General features: G+C 31.2%; 4 protein-coding genes. 1 reads left to right on the top strand and 3 read right to left on the bottom strand.

Annotated elements, in window-relative coordinates:
- Window positions 1–758: 758 nt before the first annotated feature.
- Window positions 759–947, bottom strand: coding sequence for a hypothetical protein (locus F0000_RS26130; RefSeq protein WP_149627649.1), 189 nt, complete (start codon window positions 945–947; stop codon window positions 759–761).
- Window positions 948–1,556: 609 nt separating this feature from the next.
- Between F0000_RS26130 and F0000_RS26125 the strand changes: the two genes are divergently transcribed.
- Window positions 1,557–3,140 carry a M28 family peptidase gene (locus F0000_RS26125; protein WP_149627648.1) on the top strand — a complete coding sequence of 528 codons (1,584 nt, stop codon included), beginning with the start codon at window positions 1,557–1,559 and terminating at the stop codon, window positions 3,138–3,140.
- Window positions 3,141–3,692: 552 nt separating this feature from the next.
- Here the strand turns inward: F0000_RS26125 and F0000_RS26120 are convergent.
- Together F0000_RS26120 and F0000_RS26115 are read right to left on the bottom strand one after the other, a co-directional pair.
- On the bottom strand, window positions 3,693–4,526 hold the full coding sequence (locus F0000_RS26120) for an SDR family oxidoreductase (RefSeq protein ID WP_149627647.1): 834 nt from the start codon (window positions 4,524–4,526) through the stop codon (window positions 3,693–3,695).
- 125 nt (window positions 4,527–4,651) lie between these two features.
- Window positions 4,652–6,220, bottom strand: coding sequence for a sugar porter family MFS transporter (locus F0000_RS26115; protein WP_149627646.1), 1,569 nt, complete (start codon window positions 6,218–6,220; stop codon window positions 4,652–4,654).
- Window positions 6,221–6,863 lie beyond the last annotated feature (643 nt).

Here is a 6,863-nt window from a genome sequence, read left to right as displayed (position 1 = left end):
TCCTTGAAACCCTTCATTATTATAATGAAGGGTTTTTTTATTCCTAATGACTAACTATACCATATAGAAAGTTTGGTCACTGTTTTAAAGAGATGTAATATCTGATTTGTATTTTATTTGAGAGTTTTTAAAACAGAATTGATACAAAATATAGACAGCCTAAATCTCCTTTAGAATTATCATTTTAATTAATTGTATGAATAAGTATTTCTACCCATTTTTTTTCTGCTAGATTTAGTTCTGGAATATATATATAGAAGTTCTTATAAGTACTATGTTACATGAGATTTGATAATTTTTCATTGAATGAAAACTTGCATTATCAATAATAATAACTTTAAATTAGTATGCTTATATTTTGAAAATTCTACTAAATATTTATAAAATATTTCACTGGTCATTCCTTCTATTTCATAGATTAAAGCATCTTGATTAAGAGTGAAAAAACTTTCATATAAATATGTGTTTTTAAAAAGCATGCTGATATTTCATAATAGGCTGGATTCCTTTTGATGTAACGTGTCTTTCCACGTGAGTCATCACTTCTAAACCTATTTTTATCCCGAAAGTAGAGATTAATACCAGCAATTGTATCTTTATCAAGATTTAATCTAATTTAGTTTATTTGGAGAATTTTTAAAAAAACTCAATGGCTTGTTCATATTTTTTTGTAATGGGATTTTTAGATTTGTATTAAAATGCCATTTAATATACATTTGTAAAAGGTATACTTCAGATCAATACCATAAATAGATACCCTATTCAATGACGTGATAATATCCAAATAAAGGATCACTTGAATCATGAAGTTTTCCTTCTAATTTTTTATGAATAGCAGCAGGAATTGCTTCTCTTCTTTTTTCTCTATTTGATATAGTAAGCAGGCTTTCTAAGCTAGACTCATCATAAAGCTTGGTGGCAAAGGCGATAATTTGCTTTGCTAACATCAAGGTATTTAGATAAATCATCTAAAACCTTAAACCTAGGTTCATTTTTAACTAGTAAAAATAACAAATGCGTTTTGATTCTATAAGAAGTAGATTTTTTATGTAAAGATTTTAAATAATCTTTCCTTTCTGAAACTGTAAATATTCGCTTTTTTACCACAAGAAAAATTTACAACAAAAAACAATCAAATGGAATTATAATAAATATTACAGGTGTTTTTCTTATGTTCAAATAAAAAAAAGATATCGGAATTTCATAAGTATAATACGGATTTTCATATTTTATTTTCCATCAAAATCATCAAATATTTGCCCTATAATTAACTCGAAATAATTCATGAAAAATACGTTACTAATAATAGTTGTTACGATAGCTTCACTATAGGTGCTAATAGGAACTAACGAAAAATTCAAACAATTCACATTTTATAAATTAATACAATAAATAAGTTCTAATTATTTATCTAATAAATAAAGAATTTAACTTAAAGTGCCATTATATAGATTCTAAAATATAGTTATTTCTGATAAAGCAAAACTTATTATTGGAACATAATTTATAAAACATACCTAATCAAGTTTTAAAAATAAATCAAAACAATTAACTGAATGAAATATCTAATAACTTTTGCTTTAAGCTCACTAACTTTATTATGCTTTGGCCAAAATAGTGTTCCCCAAATTGAAATTACTAATATTGATAGAGATGAGATTATGGAAACTCTCACAATTAATTATTCTTTAAATGATGCAGATGCTGATCTTTGTGAGGTATGGCTTAAAATGTCCTTAGACGGTGGAATCTATTTTGAAACAGTGTCACAAGACAAAATTACGGGTGATATAGGATCAGATATCATTGCAAATGAAACACATTCTATGACGTGGGATTACTCAGAGCTAACAGAGGGTATTGAAAGTGTTACTATTCGTATCTTTGCCTCCGATAATCAAGTGGTTGATATCGGCAAAATGGTCAGTCAGGTTAATGAAGCTGAATTATTAAGTACGCTAGAATCTATTATAGGCGAGCGACATTTTGAAACAGCGCCTGAGAGATTAGCAGAAGTACGTACACTTATTAAGGATGCTTTTTCTGATGCAAATCTTCAAACTGAAAGCCATGACTTTGTGTTTAGTAATACGAATATGCAGAATATCCTTGGTCGTAAGCCTGGTACCAAAGATGAGGATATAACCTATATCATTGATGGTCATTTTGATGGTGTATTGGGTAGCCCTGCTGCAGATGATAATGGTTCGGCAGTCGCTGGGATGTTGGTAGCAATGCGAATACTATCGCAATATTCGTTTGAACATTCTATTCGGTTTATTGGTTTTGATGCCGAGGAACTAGGGCTCATAGGAAGTCAGAATTATGTTCTCAATGGTATTAAGCCATTTGAAAATGTACAAGGAGTTTTTAATTTTGAGATGATTGGTTTTTACTCTGATGAACCAAATTCGCAGCAAACGATTCCAGGATTTGAAATCTTATTTCCAGAAGCGATACAGGAGATGGAAGATGATGATTATCGTGGTAATTTTATTTTTGGTATTGGTAATACAGCTTCAAATCCACTGCTTTCTTCGTATGTATCAGCTTCAAAAAAATATGTTCCTGAATTGCGTCTTATCACATTGTCTCTTCCAGGAGCAGGTGAAATTGCTCCAGATCTTCGCAGAAGTGATCATGCTTCTTTTTGGGATGGAGGCATACCAGCTTTATTTATTGTTGATGGAGGTGATTTTAGAAACCCAAATTACCACGCTCCCGGCGATGACATTAGCACACTCAATTTCGAATTCATGAAAAATGTTGTAAAGGCAACTCTGGCAACAGTTGCTGAACTTGCTATACCAATTAATGCAACTTTTGATGAAGCTGACTTATCGGCTGTGTTGAGTATTAACGATCACGACCATCAGTTTCCCACAGAAATATTTATATTTTCCAATCCTTCGTCAAATGGATTATTATCATTAAGAGTTGAGGAGTCTAAAATTGGATTTAGAGCTCGTGCTGAAGTTTATGAATTAACCGGAAAGCGGGTGTACCGGGACATTATTAATTTTACAGCTGGGACTAATAATTCTGAAATAGATCTGCATAATTTAGCTACCGGTTCTTATATACTTGTTTTGTATTCTGAAAATGCAACAAAATCTCTTGGTTTTGTTATTGCTGATTGATTTTCGATGCTAATGCTATAAAAGGAAAAATAGTTTAGTTACGTAAGTTGATTACTCTCAAGCGTGTCGGTTTTGAAATTCTGAGAAGAATTTTGTATCAAAATCAAGTGTTTTGTGTTTAAAAACCTATTCTCGATACACTTTTCCTTTGTCAAAGCAGCTTTTAATTTTCTATATTAGTAATAATACGATTTACGGGTGAGAATTTCGTAAAAATAATGGCAAGGATTTTTCGCTAGATTGATGAATCAAATTAAAGAATAGCCATAGCTATTGTTTCATTTTATGAAGAAAATATAGTAGAAAAAGAATGTCATTAGATGCGAAATTTTTATTCGTAAATCGTATAAAAATCAGCTTAGTAAATACCCTGTACTCTTGTCGCAGTGTATTTATTTACTCGATAATCGAGATTTAAGTGTAAGCTTGTTTATAAATCGGAATGTTTTTTTAATAAATACCTGGTGGGCTTGCTCTGAGGTAGTTTGTTTTTTGATAGTTATAAAAGGAAAGCTAAAAATAAATTTCTATTTTTTATAATTGATAGTGTAATTATTTTATTCTTAAAACATTCTTATTACTCTTAATAATTTCTTTTTTGTCAAGAATAATTGTATCGATGTCAAATTCGTCAGCAAAAAAATAGCCTCCACTAATATCATCCATATCACCATTTATAAAACTGAGAATTAGTTTTATTGAGTCTTGTATATCAGACATTTTTCCATATTTTAAAATTTGTTCTAAATCAGGCATGTATTTTCTAGCCACTTTGGATGCGACTAGTATTTCTGTACGATTATTTTTTATAAAGCCAGGATTAAATGCTATTATTTTAATATTTAACCCTTCTTGCTTTAATTCAATGTTTACCGTTTCAGTAAACTTAACAATGGCTGTCTTAGCAGCTCCATAGGCTGATCCGTATGGTTTGGGTTCTTGTACGCCTCCTCCGCCAAGATTAATGATGTAGCCTGCATTATTTTTACGCATTAAGTTAATCGCGGTATGACTGCCCAGAAACATTGTATGTAAATTTAATGATACTTCTGTCCACCAATTTTCGGGATCTAACTCCCAGGTAGGACCGATAGCATTGTGGTTATTAACACCCACATTATTTATCCAAACATCAATAGTCTTATATTGTTTGATTATTTTTTCACCTACATCGGTAACCTGATCTTTTTTCATCATATCAGTTACAAAATAAGCGGCATGACCACCAGATTTAGAAGTAACTGACTTTATTTCTTTTATAGTGTTGAGTAGCTTTTGTTCTGAACGCCCCAGGCAAATAATACAATTACCAATGTTAGCTAATCCAAGTGCTAATTGCTTACCGATACCACTACCTGCACCTGTTATTACAATTGTTTTATTCATACCTATTCTAATGGATCCTGTTATATATGAATATTTATTTTACCTAAAACTACTTTTTACTATTTATAATTTTCACAAAGTAAATAAAAAATAATTTTGTTTTTTCAATATTTGTTGTTGCAGCGCTATTTTTTCTGTAGTGTTGCCTGGATTTCTTCTATAGACATATTCTTGGTTTCGGGAAGAAAACGATAGAGAATTACAAACCCTATAGCTCCTAAAATGGCATAGGTTAGAAAAACGGCTCCTCCACCCATGTTATCTAATTGCCAGGGGAAAAATAACTGAACGAAATAGCTGGATATACTTGTTAAAAAAGCAAATGCAGGGATGGCAATTCCCCTTAGGTGAATTGGGAATATTTCAGAAAATAATACCCACATCACAGGGCCAATCGAAAATTGGAAGGCCGCAATGAAACATAAAATACCAATAAGTATTAGTGTAGCTTTCATTTTAGCCGATTTTTGAATTAAAGTAGCAGCATGTTCTTGAGCATCTTCTTTTCCTAAAACTTCAGTTAATTTATTTTTGAATTCGGTATCACTCTTATATTCTGTCCCTATAAGGGTTTGAAGACGTTCTGCATTAGGAATGGTATTTAATTCAGTAATGGCTTGTGATGTTATCTCATATCGAGCAGTACTAAATCCATAGGAACATATTCCTAAACTTAGAATAGCACAGGCGAGTCCCCAGATAAACATAGGGCGTCTTCCTATCTTGTCAATGACTAATATAGCCAAAAAGGTAAATACAACACTAATAAGACCAACCCAGACTGCTTGGGTAAAAGCTACATCAGTTCCTCCTCCTAATTGTTTGAATATAGTAGGAGCATAAAATAATATAGCATTAATACCTACAACTTGTTGCACAATGGCACTAGTGGCTCCAATAATAAGAGTGAGGCGCATAGGTTTGCTTACAATAGCTTTTAATTGATTCAATACAGAATTATTATCTTCAGTAGTATTTTGCATGCTCAATTTCATTTGTTCGATATGCGGATCGATCTCATTTTCTGGCATGACTTTTTTTAAGGTGCTTTTTGCTTCTTCTATTCTGTTTTTGAATACCAACCATGAAGGACTTTTCGGAATAAAAAATAATAATACAAACCATACCAGTGCTGGAATGATTTCTGATCCTAGCATCCATCTCCAGGTATTTTCTTTTACCCCCATAGAAAGTGCCCATTCAGCATCCGAGCTTATTGCGCTTACAATAAAATAATTAATAAAATAAGCGGCAGAAAGACCAACTACAATATTCATTTGATTCATGGATACTAATTTCCCACGCCATTTGGGAGGTGCGATCTCACCAATATACATAGCAGCAAGTGAAAGCGATGCAAATGCGAGTCCACCCAGAAATCGTGCGGCAGTAAGTGCTTCATAGCTAGGAGAGATGGTTGAAGTTACTGCTGAAACCAGGTATAAAGCCGCAACGATTATTAATGCTTTTTTTCTACCTAACTTATTACTAATATATCCCGCTACAGGTAGAGCAAATAATACTCCTAAGCCAGGAGAACTAACAACAAAACCTATTTGTATTGAGTTTAATCCAAATTCTTTAGCAATATAGTCAACAGTACCTGATATTAAAGCAGCATCTAATCCAAATATTAAGCCTCCTAAAGCAACGATGCCTGCATATATAAATGCATTTCTTTTGTGTTTATTCATTTAAAAATATTTTATGATAATGGTGTGATGTTTCTTTGATCATATTTTATTGAAAAATATCTTACAATCTTTTCTTTTTAGCTGTAGTTTAATTATGTTAATTAGTTTTCATTATCTTAAAATATTATCGGCTTGATTATGAAATAAGATATGAGATGTTAATTTTTAAACTAAGGATTTTTATTAAAAATTTAATATAAGTGCTAAAAATACTATATTTTATTGAACCAGTACTTGGGTTTTAGTCAATTTTTCGCAAAGAAGAATCAATTATTATGATATGCTTACTTTGTTAAAGAAATTAAAAGACTTTCTTAAATTTTGATTAGTATCCTTAAACCCGCAAAGGAATTCTTTAAAAGTGTTGACTAGTCCTTTAAAAAATAAAGTCTTTCAAGTTCTTGTAAGAGTCAAAAAAAATCTATTAAATAGATGAATAATACAATCTTTGCTTTCAAAATTTATTCCTTTCGATAGTTTACATCTGACTCATTAGGAATTACAATCAAAGAAGTTTATGATACTCCCAATGCTTAGGACAGCTTAAAGATATTTTTAATTTCTAAGAAGCCATTTGTTTTTGGTAAAATATTTGATTTGGGGGTACTTTTCCAATTTCAGTATGTCTTCTTTTGGTGTTGTA

Source organism: Aquimarina sp. RZ0 (genome assembly GCF_008370685.1).
Taxonomy (GTDB): domain Bacteria; phylum Bacteroidota; class Bacteroidia; order Flavobacteriales; family Flavobacteriaceae; genus Aquimarina.
The sequence above is the reverse complement of the archived record's forward strand: the minus strand, read 5'-3'. Positions and strand labels throughout refer to the sequence as shown.

Bases quoted from the DNA above. Each gene is read 5' to 3' on its own strand.
- F0000_RS26130 (WP_149627649.1), bottom strand. From the start codon at position 947: ATGTTAGCAAAGCAAATTATCGCCTTTGCCACCAAGCTTTATGATGAG.
- F0000_RS26125 (WP_149627648.1), top strand. From the start codon at position 1,557: ATGAAATATCTAATAACTTTTGCTTTAAGCTCACTAACTTTATTATGC.
- F0000_RS26120 (WP_149627647.1), bottom strand. From the start codon at position 4,526: ATGAATAAAACAATTGTAATAACAGGTGCAGGTAGTGGTATCGGTAAG.
- F0000_RS26115 (WP_149627646.1), bottom strand. From the start codon at position 6,220: ATGAATAAACACAAAAGAAATGCATTTATATATGCAGGCATCGTTGCT.